The organism is Streptomyces sp. NPDC051569 (assembly GCF_044454085.1).
In the GTDB taxonomy this organism is placed as follows: domain Bacteria; phylum Actinomycetota; class Actinomycetes; order Streptomycetales; family Streptomycetaceae; genus Streptomyces.
The window spans coordinates 59,456-80,125 of sequence record NZ_JBITDJ010000008.1 but is presented as its reverse complement, the minus strand read 5'-3'; the positions used below and the strand labels follow the sequence as shown (position 1 = coordinate 80,125).

The 20,670-nt window shown below is 70.1% G+C and carries 20 protein-coding genes, 1 tRNA gene and 1 pseudogene; 11 read left to right on the top strand and 11 right to left on the bottom strand.

The window, feature by feature from the left end; translation table 11 throughout:
* Positions 1–42: 42 nt before the first annotated feature.
* The 4 genes from ACIBAE_RS15160 to ACIBAE_RS15145 all read left to right on the top strand — a co-directional run bounded on the left by ACIBAE_RS15160 (position 43) and on the right by ACIBAE_RS15145 (position 4,460).
* Entirely contained in the window at positions 43–897 is an 855-nt protein-coding gene (locus ACIBAE_RS15160) for a bifunctional DNA primase/polymerase (protein WP_399285181.1), read from the top strand.
* A gap of 2 nt (positions 898–899) precedes the next feature.
* A complete protein-coding gene (locus tag ACIBAE_RS15155; protein WP_399285180.1) occupies positions 900–2,375 on the top strand; it encodes an ATP-binding protein in 1,476 nt (491 codons plus the stop codon).
* Between the two features lie 430 nt (positions 2,376–2,805).
* The gene (locus tag ACIBAE_RS15150; protein ID WP_399285178.1) at positions 2,806–3,012 is read left to right on the top strand and encodes a helix-turn-helix domain-containing protein; all 207 of its coding nucleotides are present in this window, start codon (positions 2,806–2,808) and stop codon (positions 3,010–3,012) included.
* A 62-nt stretch (positions 3,013–3,074) separates the two neighbouring features.
* Positions 3,075–4,460 carry a tyrosine-type recombinase/integrase gene (locus tag ACIBAE_RS15145; RefSeq protein ID WP_399285177.1) on the top strand — a complete coding sequence of 462 codons (1,386 nt, stop codon included), beginning with the start codon at positions 3,075–3,077 and terminating at the stop codon, positions 4,458–4,460.
* 45 nt (positions 4,461–4,505) lie between these two features.
* On the opposite strand, the gene ACIBAE_RS15140 is transcribed toward ACIBAE_RS15145, so the two are convergent.
* Positions 4,506–4,579, bottom strand: a tRNA-Thr gene (locus ACIBAE_RS15140).
* A gap of 203 nt (positions 4,580–4,782) precedes the next feature.
* On the opposite strand from ACIBAE_RS15140, the gene ACIBAE_RS15135 reads away from it, so the two are divergent.
* The 3 genes from ACIBAE_RS15135 (at position 4,783) to ACIBAE_RS15125 (ending at position 7,362) form a co-directional block, all read left to right on the top strand.
* Complete coding sequence (locus tag ACIBAE_RS15135) at positions 4,783–5,904, top strand: ABC transporter ATP-binding protein (RefSeq protein WP_399285176.1); 1,122 nt, start codon at positions 4,783–4,785, stop codon at positions 5,902–5,904.
* Positions 5,905–6,184: 280 nt separating this feature from the next.
* Positions 6,185–6,607, top strand: coding sequence for a hypothetical protein (locus ACIBAE_RS15130; RefSeq protein WP_399285174.1), 423 nt, complete (start codon positions 6,185–6,187; stop codon positions 6,605–6,607).
* Positions 6,608–6,645: 38 nt separating this feature from the next.
* A complete protein-coding gene (locus ACIBAE_RS15125; RefSeq protein ID WP_399285173.1) occupies positions 6,646–7,362 on the top strand; it encodes an NDP-sugar synthase in 717 nt (238 codons plus the stop codon).
* A gap of 232 nt (positions 7,363–7,594) precedes the next feature.
* Here the strand turns inward: ACIBAE_RS15125 and ACIBAE_RS15120 are convergent, their stop codons facing one another.
* The 7 genes from ACIBAE_RS15120 to ACIBAE_RS15090 all read right to left on the bottom strand — a co-directional run bounded on the left by ACIBAE_RS15120 (position 7,595) and on the right by ACIBAE_RS15090 (position 14,901).
* On the bottom strand, positions 7,595–9,370 hold the full coding sequence (locus tag ACIBAE_RS15120; RefSeq protein WP_399285171.1) for a DoxX family protein: 1,776 nt from the start codon (positions 9,368–9,370) through the stop codon (positions 7,595–7,597).
* Positions 9,371–9,486: 116 nt separating this feature from the next.
* Positions 9,487–10,437 carry a 23S rRNA (guanosine(2251)-2'-O)-methyltransferase RlmB gene (rlmB, locus tag ACIBAE_RS15115; RefSeq protein WP_399285168.1) on the bottom strand — a complete coding sequence of 317 codons (951 nt, stop codon included), beginning with the start codon at positions 10,435–10,437 and terminating at the stop codon, positions 9,487–9,489.
* Positions 10,438–10,569: 132 nt separating this feature from the next.
* Positions 10,570–11,970: a cysteine--tRNA ligase gene (cysS, locus tag ACIBAE_RS15110; protein WP_399285166.1), complete on the bottom strand. Its 1,401-nt coding sequence runs from the start codon at positions 11,968–11,970 to the stop codon at positions 10,570–10,572.
* 219 nt (positions 11,971–12,189) lie between these two features.
* A complete protein-coding gene (locus tag ACIBAE_RS15105) occupies positions 12,190–12,600 on the bottom strand; it encodes a PPOX class F420-dependent oxidoreductase (protein WP_399285164.1) in 411 nt (136 codons plus the stop codon).
* 119 nt (positions 12,601–12,719) lie between these two features.
* Entirely contained in the window at positions 12,720–13,262 is a 543-nt protein-coding gene (gene ispF / locus ACIBAE_RS15100; protein ID WP_399285162.1) for a 2-C-methyl-D-erythritol 2,4-cyclodiphosphate synthase, read from the bottom strand.
* On the bottom strand, positions 13,252–13,998 hold the full coding sequence (ispD, locus tag ACIBAE_RS15095) for a 2-C-methyl-D-erythritol 4-phosphate cytidylyltransferase (RefSeq protein ID WP_399285161.1): 747 nt from the start codon (positions 13,996–13,998) through the stop codon (positions 13,252–13,254). Before ispD ends, ispF begins: the two co-directional genes overlap by 11 nt.
* Positions 13,999–14,418: 420 nt before the next feature.
* Positions 14,419–14,901, bottom strand: coding sequence for a CarD family transcriptional regulator (locus ACIBAE_RS15090; RefSeq protein ID WP_003953493.1), 483 nt, complete (start codon positions 14,899–14,901; stop codon positions 14,419–14,421).
* Positions 14,902–15,645: 744 nt separating this feature from the next.
* Between ACIBAE_RS15090 and ACIBAE_RS15085 the strand changes: the two genes are divergently transcribed.
* Positions 15,646–16,284, top strand: a complete 639-nt coding sequence (locus ACIBAE_RS15085; protein ID WP_399285160.1) for a DUF461 domain-containing protein — start codon at positions 15,646–15,648, stop codon at positions 16,282–16,284.
* Positions 16,285–16,440: 156 nt separating this feature from the next.
* On the opposite strand, the gene ACIBAE_RS15080 is transcribed toward ACIBAE_RS15085, so the two are convergent.
* Together ACIBAE_RS15080 and ACIBAE_RS15075 are read right to left on the bottom strand one after the other, a co-directional pair.
* The gene (locus ACIBAE_RS15080) at positions 16,441–17,121 is read right to left on the bottom strand and encodes a response regulator transcription factor (protein ID WP_030353388.1); all 681 of its coding nucleotides are present in this window, start codon (positions 17,119–17,121) and stop codon (positions 16,441–16,443) included.
* Positions 17,118–18,383 (bottom strand): sensor histidine kinase, encoded by a 1,266-nt coding sequence (locus ACIBAE_RS15075; protein WP_399285157.1) that lies wholly within the window; start codon positions 18,381–18,383, stop codon positions 17,118–17,120. Before ACIBAE_RS15075 ends, ACIBAE_RS15080 begins: the two co-directional genes overlap by 4 nt.
* A 199-nt stretch (positions 18,384–18,582) precedes the next feature.
* Here ACIBAE_RS15075 and phoU point away from each other — a divergent pair, with 199 nt between their 5' ends.
* Both phoU and ACIBAE_RS15065 read left to right on the top strand, forming a co-directional pair.
* Positions 18,583–19,263 carry a phosphate signaling complex protein PhoU gene (gene phoU, locus ACIBAE_RS15070; RefSeq protein WP_399285155.1) on the top strand — a complete coding sequence of 227 codons (681 nt, stop codon included), beginning with the start codon at positions 18,583–18,585 and terminating at the stop codon, positions 19,261–19,263.
* Positions 19,264–19,419: 156 nt separating this feature from the next.
* Complete coding sequence (locus tag ACIBAE_RS15065; RefSeq protein WP_399285154.1) at positions 19,420–19,569, top strand: hypothetical protein; 150 nt, start codon at positions 19,420–19,422, stop codon at positions 19,567–19,569.
* A 224-nt stretch (positions 19,570–19,793) separates the two neighbouring features.
* Here ACIBAE_RS15065 and ACIBAE_RS15060 read toward each other — a convergent pair whose 3' ends face one another.
* Positions 19,794–20,405, bottom strand: a complete 612-nt coding sequence (locus tag ACIBAE_RS15060; RefSeq protein WP_399285152.1) for a thiopeptide-type bacteriocin biosynthesis protein — start codon at positions 20,403–20,405, stop codon at positions 19,794–19,796.
* Here ACIBAE_RS15060 and ACIBAE_RS15055 point away from each other — a divergent pair.
* Positions 20,336–20,542: pseudogene (locus ACIBAE_RS15055) on the top strand (hypothetical protein); the annotation flags it as partial. The gene ACIBAE_RS15060 and the pseudogene ACIBAE_RS15055 sit on opposite strands and share 70 nt — an antisense overlap.
* Positions 20,543–20,670: the final 128 nt, after the last annotated feature.

The window sequence follows — 20,670 nt, the reverse complement described above, 5'->3', positions numbered from 1 at the left end:
CCTCGCCAGCCAGTCCCTCGAAGAGAACTGGAGACACCCAGCATGACCCAAGCCGCGTCCATTCATCCACTCACCGCTGCCCTGGATCTGGCGAGCCGAGGCGTGCCCGTCTTGCCGCTGCGGGCGGGGAAGGTCCCGTTCGGGAACTGCCCGCCCTGCCGGGACAACGCCTGTGGTGGCCGGCCGAACATGAAGACCCCCGGCCCCTGCCTGTGCCACGCGCCGTGCCACGCGTGGGCCGCCGCAACCACCGACCCCACCGTTCTCCGAGCACGGGAGTGGAAGAGGGCATGGCGCGAAGCCGCGGCGGTGGCCTACCACCCCGGCGGTGTCAGGCTGACCGTCGTGGACCTGGACCACGCCGACGCCGCCGCCTGGGCCCGGCAGGCACTCCCCGCGACCCGCACGGTTGCGACGACGCGGGGCGAGCACTGGATCTACCGGGGTGCGATGCAGTCCGCTAACGCGGTCCGCGACGGCGTCGACATCAAGTCCACGATGTCCTACGCCCGGTGGCTCGGACCCGGCACCGGCACCATGACCGCCCTGCCCGACGCCGTGCGCGCCCTGGTCGTCAAGGAACCCTCCACGACCCGGGCCACCCCGCGCGCCGCCGCCGTGTCCGCGCCGGTCGCGAACGGGGAGTGCCCCCACCGCACGCCCGCTTACCTGGATCGGGGCGTTGCGATGGCTGAGCAGCGGATCACCGAGGCGTCCAGTGCGGTACACGCGACCGTCTATCGCACGTTCCTCGCCGTGCTGGCCGCGCACGGCCGGTGCGGTTGCCTGATCGACACCCACGTGGCCCGGCTGTTCGCCGCCGCGCAGGCCAAGGGCGAGTCCCCCCGGCACTGCACCGACGCGTGGGCCAACGCCTTGACCCGGTTGGGACTGTGACCATGGCTGATGACGAGAAGAACCCGGCCCGCGAGGTCATCACCGAGTACGCGCAGACGCACTTCCGGTACTTCCGCACCGCCGACGGCACCGTGTACGCGCAGAAGAACGGGCACCCCGTGGCCCGTCCGATCCGCTCGCAGGGCACGACGGGCAGCCACCGCCAGGAACTCATGGTCGGTATGTACAGGGACGGGCGCGGCGTGTTCAACGGCAGCTCCCTCAAAGAGGCGTTGGACTTGATCGAAGCTCTCGCGCTGACCGAGAACACCCAGGCTGTCTATATCAGGGTCGCCCCCGGGTTCGACGGGGCGACGTGGCTCGACTTGGGCCGCGCTGACGGGCGGTCCGTCCGTATCCACCCCACCGAGTGGGACATCACCGTGCCCGACCCGCGCGAGGTGTGCTGGCGGCGCACCCAGCTCACTGGGGAACTCCCCCTGCCCGTGAAGGACACCGACGGCAAGGGCATCGATCTGCTGCTGAGGCTGTGCAACTTCGCCGGCGCGGAGACCGAGTGTCTGGCCCTCGCCTGGCTGGTCGGCTGCCTCGGGCCGTCCGTTCCCGTCCCCGCCCCGTTCCTCACCGGCCCCCAGGGCGCGGGCAAGTCGACCGGCGGGCGGATGCTCGTGCGGATCATCGAGGGGATGAGCGGGGACCTGCGGCGGGCGCCGAAGGATGAGGAGAACCTGATCGCGGCCGTGGCCGCAGGATGGATCACCGCCCTGGACAACCTCTCCCACATGACCCCGGACCTGTCCGACGCCATGTGCTGCATCGTCACCGGGGCCGAGAGCGTCAAGCGCGCGCTGTTTACCGACGGGGACGTGCACCGGGCCCGCTACCGCCGCCCGTTGCTCCTGACCGGCATCGACGTCGGCGTCATCCGGCCCGACCTCGCCGAACGCCTCCTCCCGCTCCGCCTGGAACGGCCCCGCGTCCGGCGTACCGAGGCCGAGCTGTGGACGGACTTCGAAGAGGCACTGCCGGTGATCCTCGGCTCGCTTCTGGACCTCACGGTCAAGGTCCGCGCCGCCCAGGCGGAGACGCCGACCGATCTACGGATGGCGGACTTCGCCCACCTGTGCGCGCAGCTCGACATGGCCGCCGGCCTCGGAGCGCTGGCCGCGTACCGGGCCAGCCTGGACGACCTCAACGACGACGTCATCGAAGGCGACCTCTTGGCGCAGACCGTTCTCCAGCACGCCGAGACCATGGCTCCCGGCGGCGAGCAGCGCATGACGTCCACGGAGTGGCTGCACTGCCTCAGTCGCCTCTACAGCGGCGACGAACTACGGCCCCTGCCTAAAGGCTGGCCAACCACCGGAAAAGTCCTCTCAGACCGCCTCAAACGCCTTCAACCCACTCTCGCGGCCCGAGGCGTCCTCATCGACAGCGGCCGTACCCGCGAAGGCCGTTACCTCGAAATGACCCGCAAGGGCCCACCATCACCCCCCGAACAATCGGCAGCGTTCTGACCCGCAACGCCGGTCACGGGAACAAGCAAGAGGAGCACGCCCGCGCGGGTGCTCCTCTTGCTTGTCCGGCGGAACGCCGCCCCAAGGTCGTGCCGCGCAGCGGCTCCTCATCGCACCCAAGGGAGCACGGCACTACTACAGACTTCCCCTCCTTTTTCCTAAGTAGGGAAGCTCTGCGTCACAGCGTCACGCACACCCACAAACGGCCCCCTGACCTGCTGCAACGGGCGTGACGCAGACCGCATTTTCTGCGTCACCGCTGCGTCACAGCGTCACGCCGTGACGCAGCCCATGACGCAGCCGTGACGCACCCCACACCCCTGCGTCACCCAAAACCCCAGGTCACAGCCCTACATGACGCACGTGACGCTGTGACGCAGAAATCCACACCTCGGACAGACACCGCTCTTCGCCAGCCCAAGGAGCCACGGTGACCACCCCGACGCGACCCATCGAACCCCTTCTCTACACCCCGAAAGAGGCCGCAGAAGCCCTGCGGCTCGGCCGATCCACCGTCTACGAACTGATGGCCCAAGGCGCCCTGGAGTACGTCAAGCAGGGCCGCGCCCGGCGCATCAAGGTGACCACCCTGAGGGCGTACGTCGACGGAATGCCCGCCCAGAACACATCACACTGAACCCCCCGTCGAAGCGCGGCCCGGACGGCCCTCGGGTCGCGCTTCGGCGTTGAAGGAGCACGATGAACACCCGCAAGCCGAACATGGAGTCATCGATCTACCTGGGCGGCGACGGTTGGTGGCACGGCCGCGTCACCATGGGCACCAAGAACGACGGGAGCCCCGACCGTCGGCACCGCCGCGCCAGGACCGAAACCGAGATCAAGCGCAAGGTCAAGGCGTTGGAGAAGCAGCGCGACGAGGGCAGGGCGCCCGTGGCCGGCCGCAAGCCGACCGTCGAAGCGTGGATGACCACGTACCTGACCACGATCGCCAGCCTCAAATTGAAGCCCCGGTCGCTCGATGACTACTGGTCCAAGACCCGCAACGACATCATCCCCGGCGTCGGAAAGCACCGGATCGACAAGCTCGCCCCGGAGCACCTGGAGCGCATGTACGCCGACATGCTCCGCGAGGGACACGCCCCCTCCCACGTGCTGAAAGTCCACCGCATCCTGTCCCGCGCCCTGAAAATCGCCCACCGGCGCAGGATGATCGTGGAAAACGTCGCCACGCTCGTTGACCCGCCGACGGTGGACGAGACCGAAGCGAACCCGTTCACCATGGAGGAAGCGAAGGCGTTCCTGCTAGCCGCCGCGAAACGGCCCACGTTCATGCGGTGGCTGGTCGGGGTCGGCATGGGCTTCCGCCAGGGCGAGGCGCTGGGCCTGCGCTGGAAGTACGCCGACCTGGAAGCGGAGTTGTTCAACCCGCACTGGCAGCTCCAGCGCCTCACCTGGCGCCACGGCTGCGACGACCCCCACGCCTGCGGTGCGCGCCTTCACCGCTTCGAGCTCTGCCCGCCGGACTGCGCGACGCACCGCACGTACACCCGGGGCTGTCCCCGACCCTGCCCGAAGGGCTGCACCCGCCACGCGAGCACCTGCCCGCAGCGCAAGGGCGGCGGACTCGTCTTCACCCGACCCAAAACCAAGAAGAGCCGCAACGCGGTTCCGATCCCACCGCCGTTCATCCCGGCACTGCTCGAACACCGCGAGCAGCAGAACGAGGCACGCACCGCCGCCAGCGACCTGTGGCAGGAGCACGACGTCCTGTTCTCCCGGCCCGACGGCCGCCCGCTCGACCCGCGCCAGGACTGGGAGGAATTCAAGGAATTGCTGGAGGAAGCGGGCATCAGCGACCGACGCCTGTACGACGGGAGCCGCCACACCGCCGGCACGATCCTGAACGAACTGGGGGTGGACATGCCCACGATCATGGAGATCCTCCGCCACACCCAGATCAGCCAGACACGGCGCTACGTCAAGGGCCGCTCCGCACTTTCCAAGGACGCCATGCAACGCATGGGAGACGCCTTCATCCCCGGCCCCGGGGCCACTACTGAGACCAGGACTGAGACCACAGCCAGCCGAGCGGCCCGCGCCCGGTATCGGCGCCGTATCCGCTGAACAAAAAAGCCCAGGTCAGACACCGTCTGACCTGGGTTCCACCAGAGCCTCCTGTCGGATTCGAACCGACGACCTACGCATTACAAGTGCGTTGCTCTGGCCAGCTGAGCTAAGGAGGCGTGCGCGAGCAGTGTAACCGCCCTGCGACACCACCCGGTGATGAATTCGTCATCGCCCGGCTGCTGACAGATCGGAAAACGCCAGGTAGCGTCACCTCCAGTTCACCCAGGTGGACTAGACCCGTCCTCCGCCTTCCGGCGGAAGACCCATTCCTTTACTCGGATCGTCCGGCACGTTCCTGCCGGTGAGGGGACACAGCACCATGGCAACTGTCTCGTTCGACAAGGCAACCCGCGTCTACCCGGGTTCCACCAAGCCCGCCGTCGACCAGCTCGAGATCGAGATCGCGGACGGCGAGTTCCTCGTCCTCGTCGGTCCCTCCGGCTGCGGCAAGTCGACCTCCCTGCGCATGCTCGCGGGTCTTGAGGACGTCAACGGCGGCGCCATCCGCATCGGTGACCGCGACGTCACGCACCTGCCGCCGAAGGACCGGGACATCGCCATGGTGTTCCAGAACTACGCGCTGTACCCGCACATGTCCGTCGCCGACAACATGGGCTTCGCGCTCAAGATCGCCGGCGTGAACAAGGCGGAGATCCGCAAGAAGGTCGAAGAGGCCGCGAAGATCCTCGACCTCAGCGAGTACCTGGACCGCAAGCCGAAGGCGCTCTCCGGTGGTCAGCGTCAGCGCGTCGCGATGGGCCGCGCCATCGTGCGTGAGCCGCAGGTGTTCCTCATGGACGAGCCGCTGTCGAACCTCGACGCCAAGCTCCGTGTCTCCACCCGTACGCAGATCGCGTCGCTGCAGCGCCGCCTCGGCATCACCACGGTGTACGTGACCCACGACCAGGTCGAGGCCATGACCATGGGTGACCGTGTCGCGGTCCTCAAGGACGGTCTGCTCCAGCAGGTCGACTCGCCGCGCAACATGTACGACCGCCCGGCCAACCTCTTCGTCGCCGGCTTCATCGGCTCCCCGGCCATGAACCTGGTCGAGGTGCCGATCGCCGACGGTGGCGTGAAGTTCGGCAACAGCGTCGTCCCCGTCTCCCGTGAGGCGCTCGCCGCCGCCACGGCCAAGGGTGACAAGACCGTCACGGTCGGCGTCCGCCCCGAGCACTTCGACCTCGCGGACCAGGCCGAGGCCGGCGCGCTGTCGAAGGACGCCCCGGCCGGCCTGGCCGTCACCGTGAACGTCGTCGAGGAGCTCGGCGCCGACGGTTACGTCTACGGCACCGCCGACCTCGGCAGCGAGAAGAAGGACCTCGTGGTCCGCGTCAACGGCCGCGCCGTGCCGGACAAGGGCACCAAGCTGCACGTCGTGCCGCGCGCGGGCGAGCTGCACGTCTTCTCGACCTCGACCGGTGAGCGCCTCACCGACTGATACCGCACCACCCGCACCACTCGCGATACCGGCGCCACTCGCGCCACCCGCACAACGGACACCCGACGACTGACGCGCCCGCACCGCATCGCGGCCCGAATTCGTCCGCGCGGCCCCGCACTCCGGTGCGGGGCCGTTCGCGTATGTTTGCAAATAACGTGACAGGGAGGCTATTTCGGGCGGGGTTCGTCAACACCCGATTCGAAAAGACGCATCGAACCATCCCCCGCGAGAGTGACTAAATGTCGCCAAATCATCACTGGCCGCTACGCTCGCCTGCGTGACCCACACTGCCCGCCGTATCGGCCGAACTCTCGCTTTCGTACTGCCCGTCGTCCTGGTTCTCTCCGGGACCCTCGCGGTCGCCCGCGTTCCGTGGGCGTCCAGCACCGCCGAGTCGCAGATCCTGACCGCTTCCTCGGACACCGCCTCCGTGCGGGCCAAGTCCCGTACCCCGCAGGACATTCTCCGCGACAAGCTCCTCGTGGAGCTCCAGGAGAAGGACCCGGGGATCGCGCTGACCCACCTGCAGCGTGAGGTCGAGGAGCACCCGTCGCTCGCCAAGCACTGCGTCTCGATCGCCCGCGCCCTGGGCCGCGCCGCCGTGGCCGCCTACGGCCCCACCCGCGCGCAGTCGTTCTCGCGCCCCGTCTGTGACACGTCGTTCGCCTTCGGGGTGTCCCAGCAGAGCGCGGGGAGCTGACCGCCGGCGCCCTGTCCGCCCCGCCTATCGTTCACGGCATGCATACGTTTCCGACGCAGGCCGTGATCCTCGCGGGTGGCCAGGGGTCGCGGCTGCGCCCGTACACCGATGACCGTCCCAAGCCGATGGTCGAGATTCCCGGCACGGGGACCCCGATCATCGGCCATCAGCTTGCCTGGCTGGCCGCCGAGGGCGTGACGGACGCCGTCGTCTCGTGCGGCCATCTCGCCGAAGTCCTCCAGGAGTGGCTGGACTCGGCCGATCTTCCGCTGCGTGTCACCACCGTGGTGGAGCCCGAACCCCTGGGCCGTGGCGGGGGTCTCAAGCACGCCGCCGCCCGACTGCCGGAGCCAGGACTCCCCTGGTTCGCCACCAATGGCGACATCTGGACACGTTTTTCACTCCGCGAGATGGCGGCGTTCCATGCCGAGCGTGACGCGATCGCGACGCTCGCCCTCGCCCGTCCACGGATCCCGTGGGGGGCTGTGGAGACCGATGAGTTCGGCCATGTCCTGGACTTCATCGAGTCGCCCCCGTCGCCCTTTCTGATCAACGCGGGTGTGTACGTGTTCTCGGCGGCGTTCGTCGATCTGCTGCCGGAGCGCGGCGACCACGAGCGGACGACGTTCCCCGGGCTGGCGCGCGAGCGCAGGCTGGCGGGCTTCCCGCTGCCGCAGGGCGCGTACTGGCGGGCCATCGACACCGCGAAGGACCTCACGGAGGCGGCCAAGGAGCTGGCCACCGTGAGGTCCTGAGGCGTGCGGAGGCGTTGAAGAGCCCTACAGCGGGCCCTAAGGCGAGGCCCTGCGGAGCCGTACCGAAGGAAGCCGTACCGGAGCCGGACAGAGCCGGACAGAGCCGTGACGGAGCCGTACGGAGTCGCCGTACGAGGCTGAGCACCACGGAGCCGTTCCCCGCCCGCGCGGACACACGGGAGGGGCGGCCGCCCTGACCCGGGTGGCCGCCCCTCCTGCCCACGGTGACGCGTCAGCCGAGCAGGCCACCGATGGGGTTGTGGTTGCCGCTGCCGCCCGACGAGCCGCCCGTGCCGGATCCTCCGCCGTCGCCGCTGCCGGTGGCCCCTCCTCCGGTGCCACCGCCGCTTCCGTCGCCCGTACCGCCCGTGGAGGACGGTCCCTGGCTCATGGACGGCGGCGGGGCCTGCTGCGCCGTCCGCGGGGGCTGCTGGGCCGTTCCCTGGGTCTGGCTGGGCTGCTGGGCTCCCTGCGCGCTGCCGACGCCGCCGGTCTCACGGACCGCGCCACTGCCGGGAGTCGACTGCTGGGCCGACGGGCTGCCCGACCGGGTCGCCGAGGGCTTCTTGGAGCGTTTGGCCGTGGTGCCGCCGCCGGCCGGTGTGCCGGAGGCGCTGCTGCGGCCGTCACCGGGCTGGTGGGGCAGCGGGACGCCGGGCAGTTGGTTGACCGGGTCGACGCCCGGGCCGGGCACCGTGACCATGTCGGAGGAGCGTACGGCTCCGCCGAGGACCGAGCCGATCAGCAGCGTCAGGCCGATGACGACGGTCGCGGCGATCGCGCCCCGGCGCAGGACGCGGCGGCGCAGGTCCCAGAGTTCGGAGCGCGGGCCGAGCTTGCGCCAGGCCTCGCCGGCGAGGCGCGCGTCCACGGAGTAGACGGGGGCGCCCGCGATGATCAGCGGCGACCAGGCGGCGAGGTAGATGATGTCGGGCGCGTCGTACGCCGGAACGGTCCGCCAGCTGACGGTGAGGAGCAGCGCGGCCGACAGCAGGGTGCCGAAGCAGGCGGCGAGGCGCTGCCAGAGACCGAGGACGGTGAGTACGCCGGCCACGACCTGAAGGAAGGCGACGCTGAGGCCGGCCCCGACGGGGTGGGAGAGCGCGAAGTCCCTGAGGGGTTCGGCGAGGGCCCAGGGGTGCAGTGAGCCGAGCCACTTGACCATGGACCCGCGCTCGCCGCCGTCGAAGTAGACGGGGTCGCAGAGCTTGCCCATGCCGGCGTAGATGGAGATGAAGCCGAGGAAGACGCGCAGCGGGAGCAGCACGACGCCGAGGTTCATGCGGCGGCCGGGGTAGTAGGCGTGCCGGACGCCCGCCGTCCCGTCGGCCCGGGTGCCCGTGGCGCCGTACCGCCCGGCGGGCGACCGGTCGTCGTCGAACTCGTCGTCGAGGCCGGTGTCGAATTCGTCGTCGAGGACGGCGTGGGGGCCGGTGCGGAGATCGTCGTCGTAAGCGAGGCCACCGTCCGGGGCCCGACCGGCGTTGCCGCGCCGGGCGTACGGCACACGCTCGGGCGCGTCGTAGGCGCCGACGGCCTGCCGCATCGGCGGCAGCAGCGGGGTGGTCCCGGTGCCGGGACCCGCGCCCCGGACCACGGGGGTCGGCATGGTGGTGTCGTCGAGGTCGATCCGTGGGATGACCTGGGTGGAGCCGGTTTCGTACCCCCTTACGGGTACGTCGTTGACGGCGCTGCCCGCGCGGCCCACGGAGGAGTTCCGTACGGCCTGGAGGAGTCCGGTGGCTCCGGGGTCGCCCGGCTCGGACTTGCCGCTCCAGACGACGGGGGCCCTGCGGCGGGCCGTCCCGCCGGCGGAGCCGCCGATCCCGGGGATGCGTGCGGTGTCCGCCGCGGCGCGTGCGGGGCTGAGGCGCTGAGGCGATGCCAGCTTCACCCGGAAGCTGGCGTGGTTCACGATGACCTGCGCGGGATCGCAGTCCACCTTGAGCATGCTCAGCGGGGGCTGATCGTCGAACCCGGACCGGGGCGTTCTGGTGTCCACACTCATCTAACCGAGTGACTTGTGTTTAGGACACTGCCTTGACGCGGGCGGAATGTCCGAGACCCGTCAAGATCACCGGACGGGGCCGTTCGAGTGGCCCCCGCCCGGGGTCTCGGACGATCTCAGACGCGGCGGCGGGACGCCTCGTACAGCACCACTCCGGCGGCGACTCCGGCGTTCAGGGACTCGGCGCCGCCCGGCATCGGGATCCGGACGAGGTAGTCGCAGGTCTCGCCGACGAGCCGGGAGAGGCCCTTGCCCTCGCTGCCGACGACGATCACGACGGGGCCGCCGAGGGCCGGGAGGTCACCGACCTCCGTCTCGCCGTCCGCCGCGAGGCCGACGACGGTGAGACCGGCCTTCTGGTAGGCCTCCAGGGTGCGGGTGAGGTTGGTGCAGCGGGCGACCGGCGTGCGGGCGGCCGTACCGGCCGAGGACTTCCAGGCACCGGCGGTCATACCGGCCGCGCGGCGCTCGGGCACGACGACGCCGTGTCCGCCGAAGGCGGAGACGGAGCGGACGACGGCGCCGAGGTTGCGCGGGTCGGTGATGCCGTCGAGGGCGACGATCAGCGGGTCGTCGCCGTTGTCGAAGGCGGCGGCCGCGAGGTCGTCCGGGTGCGCGTACTCGTACGGCGGGACCTGGAGGACGAGGCCCTGGTGGTTGAGGCCGTTCGTCATCCGGTCGAGCTCGGGCTTGGGGGCTTCCATCAGGTGGATGCCGCCGCGGTCGGCCGCGAGCTGCAGCGCCTCGCGGACGCGCTCGTCGTTGTCGATGAACTGCTGCACGTAGAGCATCGACGCCGGCACGCCGTCGCGCAGCGCCTCGAAGACGGGGTTGCGGCCGACGACCATCTCGCTGGTGCCCTTGCCGCCACGGCGGGCGACCTGGCGGCGGGCCGTCTGCTTGGCCTTGGCGTTGGCGGCGCGGTTCTGGACATGGCCCTTACGGGCGGACGCGGGCGGCGTGGGGCCCTTGCCCTCAAGGCCGCGGCGTCGCTGGCCACCGCTGCCGACCTGCGCGCCCTTCTTGTTGGACGTGCGGCGGTTCCTGCGCTGGCTGTTCCCGGCCATGACCTACCTGTTTCGTTTGCTTTCGACGTGCGTACGCGGCGTACGCGGCGTTCATATGTGTAACGGCTTGTGTATCAGCGTACGTAACTGTGCCGCCCGGCGTTCCCGGGCGGCACAGCCTACGGACGAGGGTCAGCGCGGTCCCAGCGTCCAGCGCGGGCCCGACGGGCCGTCCTCGATGACGAGTCCGGTCTGCTGGAGCTGGTCCCGGATGGCGTCGGCGGTGCCCCAGTCCTTGCGGCCCCGGGCCGCCTCGCGCTGCTCCAGTACCAGTCGTACGAGGCTGTCGACAACGCCGTGAAGGTCTTCGCCCCGGTCGGCCTCACCGGCCCAGCGCGGGTCGAGCGGGTCCAGGCCGAGGACACCGAGCATGGCCCGTACCTCGGCGAGCCGGGCGACGGCGGCTTCCTTGTCGTCGGCGGCCAGCGCCGAATTGCCCTGGCGGACGGTGGTGTGGAGGATCGCGAGGGCCCCCGGGACGCCCAGGTCGTCGTCCATGGCCTCGGCGAAGGCGGGCGGCACCTCGTCGGCCGGGGCGACGGTCTTGCCGGCCTTCTCGGTGACGCGCTGGATGAAGCCCTCGATCCGCGCGAAGGCGGACTCCGCCTCGCGCAGGGCCTCCTCGCTGTACTCGATCATCGAGCGGTAGTGCGGGGTGCCGAGGTAGTAGCGCAGGACGATCGGGCGCCACTGCTTGACCATCTCGGAGACGAGCACCGAATTGCCGAGCGACTTGGACATCTTCTCGCCGCTCATGGTGACCCAGGCGTTGTGCACCCAGTACTTGGCGAACTCGTCGCCGTACGCCTTCGCCTGCGCGATCTCGTTCTCGTGGTGCGGGAAGATCAGGTCGAGTCCGCCGCCGTGGATGTCGAAGACGGTGCCCAGGTACTTGTGGGCCATCGCCGAGCACTCCAGGTGCCAGCCGGGCCGGCCCCGGCCCCAGGGGGTCTCCCAGCTGGGCTCGCCGGGCTTGACGGCCTTCCAGAGGGCGAAGTCGCGCGAGTCGCGCTTGCCGGCCTCGGCGTCGCCGGACGGCTGGCGCAGGTCGTCGAGATCCTGGTTGGACAGCTGCAGGTAGCCGGGGAAGGAGCGGACGTCGAAGTAGACGTTGCCCTCGGCCTCGTAGGCGTGGCCGCGCTCGATGAGGCCGCGCATCATCTCGATCATCTCGGTGATATGGCCGGTGGCGCGGGGCTCGTAGGTGGGCGGCAGGCAGCCGAGGACGTCGTAGCCGGTGTTGAAGGCCCGCTCGTTCTCGTAGCCGATGGCCCACCACGGGCGGCCCTGCTCGGCCGACTTCGCGATGATCTTGTCGTCGATGTCGGTGACGTTGCGCACGAAGGTCACGTCGTAGCCGCGGTAGTCGAACCAGCGGCGCATGATGTCGAAATTCAGTCCCGACCTGATGTGGCCGATGTGCGGGGCGGCCTGCACGGTGGCGCCGCACAGGTAGATCGAGACACAGCCCGGCGTGAGCGGGACGAAGTCGCGGATCTGCCGGGCGCCGGTGTCGTACAGCCGAATGGTCACGCAACAAGGGTAGTGCTCCGCGGGTAGTGCCCCGCGACCCTTTGGGCCACGGGGACACACAAGCGTGACGTTGCTGACCCGATGGCCATGTCATCGGTCACCTTTCGGGCCCGCCGGCCGCCCCGGAACGCCCGACGCGCCCCGACGCGCCCGGCCGCCGTCCGGCGGCTGCCCGGCGGCTGCCCGGCCGCCCCGGCCTCCGGACGGGGGCCACCCCGGTCAGATCCTGCCGACGACCTTGCGCGGGGTGACGCGTACGACCACGCGCTCGCCGTCCTGCGGGGAGGCGGGATTGAACTCGGCGTACGGCTTGCCGGTGTACTTCACGGACAGCTCGTCGATCAGCTCCTGGCCGCCCTCCGTGGTCAGGGCGGCCGTGCCCCGGATCTCGGCGTACGTGTACGGGGCGTCGAAGGGCTGCACCAGGACTGTCACCCGGGGGTCCCGGCGCAGATTCAGCTCCTTGCGCCGGCCGACCGTGGTGGAGATGAGCAGGTCGTCGCCGTCGCGCTTCACCCAGACAGGCGACACCTGCGGGCTCCCGTCGGGCTGGATGGTGGCGATGCTGACGAAGACCGGTCCGTCGAGGAGGTCCCTGAGCCGGTCGGAGAGTGCCGCTGCGGTGGACATGAATGCCTTCCTGATGCCTGGGGCGTGCGGAGTACGGCGATACGCATACCCATGGCCACCACCCCAACTCGCCGCAGGCGCGGCGCCTTTCGGCCCGCGCCCCCCGACCGGCCCCGCCGTCAGCCCGTACGGACCACCAGCGCGGTGGCGATCGCCGCGAGCCCCTCCCCGCGGCCGGTGAACCCGAGCCCGTCGGAGGTGGCGGCGGAGACCGAGACGGGTGCGCCGACCGCCTCGGAGAGGACCTTCTGCGCCTCTTCCCTGCGCTTGCCGATCTTCGGCCGCAAGCCGACGACCTGGACGGCGACATTGCCGATCAGGAAACCGGCGTCGCGCACGATCCGGGCGGCCTCGGTGAGGAGGGTGAGCCCGGAGGCGCCGGACCACTCGGGGCGGCCGGTGCCGAAGTGGGCGCCGAGGTCGCCGAGCCCGGCGGCGGAGAACAGCGCGTTGCAGGCCGCGTGGGCGACGACGTCCGCGTCGGAGTGTCCGGCCAGGCCGGGCCCCTCGTTCTCCCAGAGCAGCCCGGCGCACCACAGCGCGCGGCCCTCCTCGAAGGCGTGGATGTCGGTACCGATGCCGACCTGCGGCAGCGGCACCGGCCGCGCCACGGCCTGCGGCACCGACTGCGGCACGGAAGCCTGAGTCGCGTCAGAAGCCATCGTTGGCCCTCCTCCGGGCGAGAACCGCCTCGGCCAGCACGAGATCCAGCGGCCGGGTCACCTTGAACGCCTCCTCGTGGCCGGGTACGACCACGACGGGGGCGCCGAGCCGCTCGACCATACCGGCGCAGTCCGTCGCGCCCTCGCCGACCGGCGGCACCGTCTCGTGGGCGCGCTGCAGCGTGGCGCGGTCGAAGCCCTGCGGCGTCTGCACGGCGCGCAGCAGGGAGCGCTCCGGGGTGGCGACGACCGGTTCGGGTTCCCCCTTCGGCCGGGGGTCCACCTGCTTCACGGTGTCCGCGAGCGGCAGTGCGGGTACGACGGCCGGCGCTCCGTCGCGTACGGCCTCGATGACGGCGTCGACGGTGTCGACGGGCACCAGCGGGCGGGCCGCGTCGTGGACGAGGACGGTGGTGATGGCCTCGGGGAGCGCCGCGATGCCGAGCCGTACGGATTCCTGGCGGGTGTCGCCGCCGGGCACGACGAGGTAGTCGGTGCGCTCGGGCAGCGCGTGTTCGTCGAGGAGGTTCTTCACCCCGGGCGCGCCGTCGGGCGGGGCGACCACCACGACGAGCGAGACGGCACGGGAGGCGGCCATCGCACGGACGGCGTGGATCAGCATCGGGGTGCCGCCCAGCGCCCGGAGCGCCTTGGGCGCGCCTGGTCCGAGCCGTACACCCCGGCCCGCCGCGGGGATCACCGCGGCCGTGCGGTGGGGGCGGTCTTCGTCTGACATCGGTTGCTCTCCGGCAGGTTTGTGTCCGCGGCCGACGTGGGTATGGCCACAGCGTGCCGGGCGCAACGCCTTGACCGGACCCTTCCGTGACATACGGTCGAGGCCCGTTGCGCCGGCCGCCGGAGCCCGGCCACCCCGGTTTCGGCACGCGGGGACGGGTAGACGCGGGGGACGAGGTAGAAGCGGCACGGCGAAGCTACGCAGTGGGTGGTCATGCCACGGCGTTGGAGACCGGGGCCGGACATGCCGCAGCGCCCGGCGACTCAGCTTTTCCTGCATAGCTGGTCAGCGGGCACCACGGCATTGGCTGCGTTGTACGGCACGCACTGTTCTACGTCATGCACCGTGTATGGCGTGTACTGGTACGGCATGTACTGCTGAAGCGGCCGAAAAGGCGTTGGCCTGGATCGGCAGCATCATTCAGGACGCGAGAACCTCGTCGAGCAGAGCCTCGGCCTTGTCCTCATTGGTGTTCTCCGCGAGAGCGAGCTCACTGACAAGAATCTGCCGCGCCTTGGCGAGCATGCGCTTCTCACCTGCGGAGAGTCCGCGCTCACGCTCCCGACGCCACAGGTCGCGCACTACTTCAGCGACCTTGATGACATCGCCGGAGGCGAGCTTCTCGAGATTTGCCTTGTAGCGACGGGACCAGTTCGTCGGCTCTTCCGCGTACGGTGCCCTGAGCACCTCGAAGACCCGGTCCAGCCCATCCTGGCCGACCACATCACGCACGCCGACGAACTCCGCATTGTCCGCCGGTACACGCACCGTCAAGTCGCCCTGGGCGACCTTGAGCACCAAGTAGGTCTTGTCCACGCCTTTGATCTGGCGCGTTTCGATGGCCTCGATCAGCGCGGCCCCGTGATGGGGATAGACCACGGTGTCGCCAACCTTGAACGTCATGTGACAGGTACCCCTTCCGTGGCTATCCAGGGTAACACGAGAATGGCTTCTTCTGAATGGCGTTTTCGCAGGTCAGGGCGCATCTCGGGGCTTGACAACAGCATCACGAACGTGCTGCGAACGGCTTCCGGAAGGGGGTATTCGCAGGTCGGAGCCGTTGCGCGGGCGTACGGAAACGCGCGCGTCCCCCGGCGCACAACACCCTCCAAAGAGACTGAAAGTCCCAATTTGCCGGATTCAAGGCGTCAAACTTCCCGTACTCCGTTCGGATGTCGGTCATCCGTGCGGGTGGAAGTGTGGCGGAAGTGCGAGGGATTCTTAATTTGATCACCACGACTCGGCGCGCGGTATTCAGAAGGAATCCGCAGCGGCCCGCGGAATTGATCACCGGCGTTATGTGAACGGCCCGCGAACCGGCGGGAACGGACCCGGGACCCGTCCTGGCGGACGATCATCGGCAGGGCGATACGCGATACGAAAGCCCGGCCATCACCCCGCCATCACCCGACCAGCAGCAGACCAGCAGCAGATCGCCACCCGGCCGCCCCCGGATGCCGGCCCGATCGCCTTCCGGGAACGGTCTCCGGAAACGGTCGGGGACGGTTCGGGGGCGGGTCGGGTGCGGGGCGGCGACAACGGCTCGGTAATCTAAGCCCGCTGACACACCTTTGGACCGAAATCCTCAGGCCGTCGCCAGCTCGTCCTCAGCCCCTCCGTCCGTACGTCCTAGGAGATGCCGCCGCCGTGAGCCGCAGCCTTCGACGCGGCGCTCTCGCCGCTTCTGCCCTCGTGATCTCGCTTGCCACGCTCACCGCCTGCGGCGCCGGCAACAACGCGCAGACGCTCGGCGTCGAGCCGGACAGCGCCGCCGTCACCGTCGACACGATCAGCGTCCAGAACGCGACCGTGGTCACCCAGCCCGAGGCCGACGCGGAGGGTCCGGCGGTCGTCACCGGCACGATCTTCAACAACGGCCGGAGCGCGCAGACCCTCGACACGATCAAGCTGCCGGGGCGCAACGCCACGGTGAAGCTCTCGGCCGCCAAGGGCTCCGGGCCGATCACCGTACCGGCGCTCGGCTCGGTGCAGCTCGGCGGCGAGGGCAACGCCTCCGCCGTGATCGAGAACGGCCACGAGGCCGCGAGGAACGGCGACGTCCAGGAAGTCGTCTTCACGTTCAGCGAGACGGGCGACGTCAGCCTGCAGGCCTTCGTCTCTCCGGCCGCCAGCTACTTCAAGGTCGTCGGCCCGAGCATGCTGCCGATGCCGGCGGCCCCGGCCGGCACCCCCTCCGGTTCCCCCTCGGAGCCCGGCGAGCCCGGCTCGACGGAGACGCCGGCCGAGGGCGGGACGCCCTCGGAGAGCTCGTCCTCCTCGCACTGAGTACGGACGAACCCGGTACGGACAAAGCGACGAAGCGGTGGCGCCCCACCCGGATTCCTCCGGGCGGGGCGCCACCGCTTCGTTCTGCCAGGCCGAGCCTTCGTTCTGCCAGGCCGAGCTTTCGTTCTGCCAGGGCAGGGCCGGGCCGAGGCCGGTTTACGGCTCGAACTTGTAGCCCAGACCGCGCACCGTCACCAGGTAGCGCGGGGCGCCCGGGTCCGGCTCGATCTTGGCGCGCAGGCGCTTCACGTGGACGTCGAGGGTCTTGGTGTCGCCGACGTAGTCCGCGCCCCAGACCCGGTCGATCAGCTGCATGCGGGTCAGTACGCGGCCCGCGTTGCGCAGCAGCATCTCCAGGAGGTCGAACTCCTTCAGCGGCAGGTCGACCTTGCCACCGGAGACCGTGACGACGTGGCGGTCCACGTCCATCCGGACCGGTCCGGCCTCCAGCGCGGCCGGAGTGACCTCCTCCGGCTCACCCCGGCGGCGCAGGACCGCGCGGATGCGGGCGACCAGTTCGCGCGAGGAGAAGGGCTTGGTGACGTAGTCGTCAGCCCCTATCTCCAGGCCGACGACCTTGTCGATCTCGCTGTCCTTGGCGGTCACCATGATCACCGGGACGTTGGACTTGCCGCGCAGCTGGCGGCAGACCTCGGTGCCCGGCAGGCCGGGCAGCATCAGGTCGAGGAGCACGAGGTCGGCGCCGTTGCGTTCGAACTCGTCGAGCCCCGCGGGCCCGGTGGTCGCGATCGCGACCTCGAAGCCTTCCTTGCGGAGCATGTAGGAAAGGGCGTCGCTGAAGGATTCCTCATCCTCGACGACGAGCACTCGGGTCACGGAAGGACCTCCGGGGCAGGAACAGCGGTGGGTGGAACGAGTTCGATGCTGGGATCGGTGTCGTAGGGCCGGTCGTCTTCGTCCGGACCCAGGAGCGGCGTACGGTCCCGTGCGGCGCGTGCCTCGGGGAGCCTCAGGGTGAAGGTGGAGCCCTGGCCCTCGGAGCTCCATACGGTGACCTCCCCGCCGTGCGAGGCGGCCACGTGCTTGACGATGGCGAGGCCGAGCCCCGTACCGCCGGTGGCGCGCGAGCGGGCGGGGTCGACGCGGTAGAAGCGTTCGAAGACCCGCTCGCGGTCCTTCTCCGAGATACCTATGCCCTGGTCGGTCACGGCTATCTCGATCAGGTCCCCGCCGGGAGCGGGCACGCGGCGGGCCGCGATGCCGACGCGGGTGTGGGCCGGGGAGTAGTTGACGGCGTTCTCGACCAGATTACCGAGGGCGGCGGCGAGCTGGCCGCGATTGCCCCAGACGCGCAGGTCGACGGTGCCGCCCGCGGCCATGGTGATGTTCTTGGTGGACGCGGGGTGCCGGGAGCGGTCGATGGCCTCGTCGACCAGCTCGTCCACCCGTACGGGCTCGGCGTCCTCCAGCGGGTCGTCGTTCTGCACCCGGGAGAGGTCGATGAGTTCCTGTACGAGATTGGTGAGCCGGGTCGCCTCGATCTGCATGCGGCCGGCGAAGCGGGTGACCGCCTCGGGATCGTCGGAGGCGTCCATGACCGCCTCGGAGAGCAGGGAGAGCGCCCCGGTGGGGGTCTTCAGCTCGTGGCTGACGTTGGCGACGAAGTCGCGCCGTACCGCTTCGATACGGCGGGCTTCCGTGAGGTCCTCGACCAGGAGGAGCACGAGGCGGGAGCCGAGCGGGGCGACCCGGGCGGAGACGGCGAGCGCCTCGCCGCGACCCGTACCGCGCCGGGGCAGGTCCAGCTCCACCTGCCGTATCTCACCGTCCCGGCGGGTGTCCCGCGCCATGTGCAGCATCGGCTCGACCGCGAGCTTGCCGCCCCTGACCAGCCCCAGCGCGTACGCCGCCGAGCTGGCCTTGACCACGGAGTCGCTCTCGTCGAGGACGACCGCCGAGGAGCGGAGTACGGAGAGTACGGTGTCGACTCCGGGCGGCAGTACCGCGTCCGTGTGCAGGGAGGAGCGGGTGGGCCTCGCCTGGTCGCGTTCGCTCCAGCGAAACGCCAGCATGGCGATCACGCCGGTGCACACCCCGGCGATCGCTGCCAATGCGGCGACTGCCGCGTTCACGTCCATGCAGTCAGGTTATGCGGGGTGAACGGCACTCTCCCAGCCGTCCGGGTGTCTCCTCCAACACTCGTCGCCCAGAGTTCACCGGGGGGAAAGTGATGGTTCACTTCCGCGGGAGGCGCCGGACGCGTGACGCACCGAACGTGGGACCGTGGGGGCAGGGGCCCCGGCCCCCGGCAGGAAACGTCAAGAGAGGGACACACCCATGCGGGACGCGTACCACGAGGAACTGGACTCGATAGGCGAGAGCCTGGTCGAGATGGCCCGGCTGGTCGGGTCCGCCATCGGGCGTGCCACCACCGCCATGCTCGACGCCGATCTGAAGCTCGCCGAGAACGTGATCGCCGCCGACCAGAGGGTCGACGACCTCCAGCACGACCTGGAGGCGAGAGCCATCGCGCTGCTGGCGCGGCAGCAGCCGGTCGCGACGGACCTGCGGATCGTGGTCACGTCCCTGCGGATGAGCGCCGACCTGGAGCGCGCGGGCGACCTGGCGCAGCACGTCGCCAAGCAGACCCGGCTCCGCTTCCCCGCCTCGCCGGTGCCGCACGACCTGCACTCGACGCTGCTGGAGATGGGGCAGCTGGCGCAGCGCCTGATGGCGAAGGCGGCCGAGGTCATCATCACCAAGGACGTCGAGCTGGCGCTCCAGCTGGAGCAGGACGACGACGAGATGGACCTGCTGCACCGCACGCTGTTCCAGCACCTGATGGACGACCGCTGGAAGCACGGCATCGAGACGGCCGTGGACGTGACGCTGCTGGGCCGCTACTACGAGCGCTTCGCGGACCACGCGGTGTCGGTCGCCAAGCGGGTCGTCTACCTGGTGACGGGTGAGCACGCGGACGAGATCCAGCTGACGGAGACCCCGGTCGAAGGGGCGTAGCGACGCGCGGCCGGTCGGGGGCGCGGGCGGGGTCACTGGGGGCGTACGGCGGGCGCTTGCGCGCATGCGCCGTTGATGCGCCCGCCCGGATGGGCATGCAATGAGCTGGGGCGACCACGCTCAGCACGACCCACGCACGCCTTTGAGGAGGGACCCATGGCCGATTCCCCCATGACCGACCCCCAGCGGGAGACGCCTGTCGAAAGGGCGCACCCGCCGGTCCTCGGCGCCTGCGGCTGCGGCTCCGGCTGCGGCTGCGGCTGCCAGTCGGGCTCCCCGTGCCAGTGCGGCGGCTGCTCCGGCTGAGCACCGCATCCGGCCGGGTGCCCGCTCCCGGAGGGGGCCCGCTCCCGGCTCCGGCTCGGCGGTGAGCACAGCGAAGGCCCCCTGCCCGCGGTTTCCCGCCGGCAGGGGGCCTGGTCGCAAAGCGCGAGGGCGAAGGTAGCACCGTGGGGGAAGCAGGCAACCTTCCCTGGTCAGTCACCCTTGGTGCGGCAGCCTGGTCCGCCCCGGGAGTCGAACGAAACCGCCTAGCTGCCCAAAATGGTCTCCCGTGCCGCCCTTGCCCAGATGGCCTGCTGGCGCAGGGTGAACTCCATGCGGTTCCAGTGGAACAGGACGTACCGGGCGAGGATGGAGCGCGTGCCGAGGCCGAGCCGTCCTTCGCGGCCGGCGCGGCCGAGAGCCTGACCGCCCTGCCTGATCGCGCCGGCCCACGGGGCGAGGTGGGCCAGTGGGCTGCCGGGTGTGAGGGCCGGCGCAGTGTCGATCGCCAGAAGCCTGTACATCGCGCCGGTCATGGCGCTCACGCGCTCGGCCGCGATGTCCTCGGGGAGGAGTCGCTTGGCTTCAACCCTTGCCCACACGTCGCCTTGCTCGCTCCACTCCTGGCCGGCGGCGCGTAGGAGGATGCTGGTGATGATCAGAGAGGTTGCCTTGGCATCGAGCTGACCGTTGCCCTCTGCCCCCGAGTGCAGGTGGTCGAGAACCCCGACGCTGTCAGCGTGAAAGAGAGCATGGGCGATCTCCATTCCTTCTGGGCCGCCGAAGGCCGTGGTCTCGGGTTCGTACGGTGAGGGCCACCACCGCTCGCTCCGGACGTTCTCGACCGCGAGGATGTCCGCCGAGCCCTGTCGGAGCACGACTTCGCCGCCGCCTTCCGCCTTCCGCCTTCCGCCTGATCAAGAATTACGGCGGCCTGTCCCAGAACCGCATCGCCTCCGCCTGCCAACTCACACCGGGCAAGGTCTCCACGATCATCAACGGCCAGCAGCACGTGACGAGTGTCGACGTCATTCGCCGGATCTCCGACGGCCTGCGCATCCCGGGGCAGTTACTCGGTCTCGCGGCCCGCTCATGGGAAACCCGAGAGCCTCAGGAAGTCCCCCCACAGCAGTCGAAGGGTGA